General features: G+C 67.8%; 1 pseudogene. It reads right to left on the reverse strand.

Annotated elements, in window-relative coordinates:
• Positions 1–1,016, reverse strand: a pseudogene (locus EN893_RS35485) (translocation/assembly module TamB); the annotation flags it as partial.

Raw genomic sequence — 1,016 nt, forward strand, 5'->3', positions numbered from 1 at the left:
CAGGCCCTGCGCGGCAAGCTTCTGGCTGAGCAGGCCGAACGGCACGACGCCATTGAAGTCGAGCACCAGCGCCGGCGTCCCGGCCGTCGTCACGCTGCCGCCGCCCTTGACGCCAAGGCCGGCTCCATCGCTGACATTGGCATTGAAGGTCAGCTTGTTGGCGCCGAAGGTGCCCGACGAGGAAACACTCACCGCACCGACACCGGCACCGCGGGTCTGCGAGGTCTGCACGCCCGCTGCGTCGAGATTGAAGGCAATGGCGGGATTTGCCGGCGCGCCCGTCACCTTGACCGTGCCCGAAATCGAGCCGGCGGCGTCGCGGCCCGGCGAAAAACTGTTGGCGAGCGACATCGGCACCCGCGCCAGCGTCGCATTGATGTCGAGCGCCGTGCCGACCTTGCCGGTCACCGTCGCCGTGCCACCGCCAAGGTTGAGCACCAGCCGATCCAGCGTCGTCGTGCCATTGGCGATGCTGACGCTCGAGGCCTGGGCAATGGCCGCCTTGATGCCCTGGACGGTCGCCTGGCCGGAGGCAAGCTCGATAGTTGTCGTGCCGTTGGCCACTTTCACCCGGCCGGCGGCCCGCGCCGGAATGCCCTTGACGGTTGCGCCGCCGGCGAAGCCGGTCCAGTCGCCGTCGCGCTTTAAGTCGACATCGATGCCGCTGATCACGGTGCCGCCCGAAATGACGGTGTCGGCGCGGATCTTTCCGGAGATCACGGGCGCCGCCAGATAGTTGGCGACCAGCGCATCGATCGAGACGGCTTTCGCCTGCAGGTCGCCGCGCGTAATCGACGCGGTCGCCGCCTTGATGGCGACCTGCGGTGCGGTGCCGTTCTTCGAAAAGGCGATCGTGCCGCGCACGTCGCCTTCGGCCTTTTCCAGGGCAAGTGCCGCCAGCGGGCCGATATCGGGCAGGTCGAGCGCGATGGTGCCGACCGGCACGAACTTCTCGTCCAGCGCCAGATCGCCGGAAATCCTGTTCTTGCCGAGCGACAGCAGCAGGCCGTTGATGG

Origin of the sequence: Mesorhizobium sp. M7A.F.Ca.CA.004.04.2.1 (genome assembly GCF_004022825.1) — a bacterium.
Lineage (GTDB): Bacteria > Pseudomonadota > Alphaproteobacteria > Rhizobiales > Rhizobiaceae > Mesorhizobium.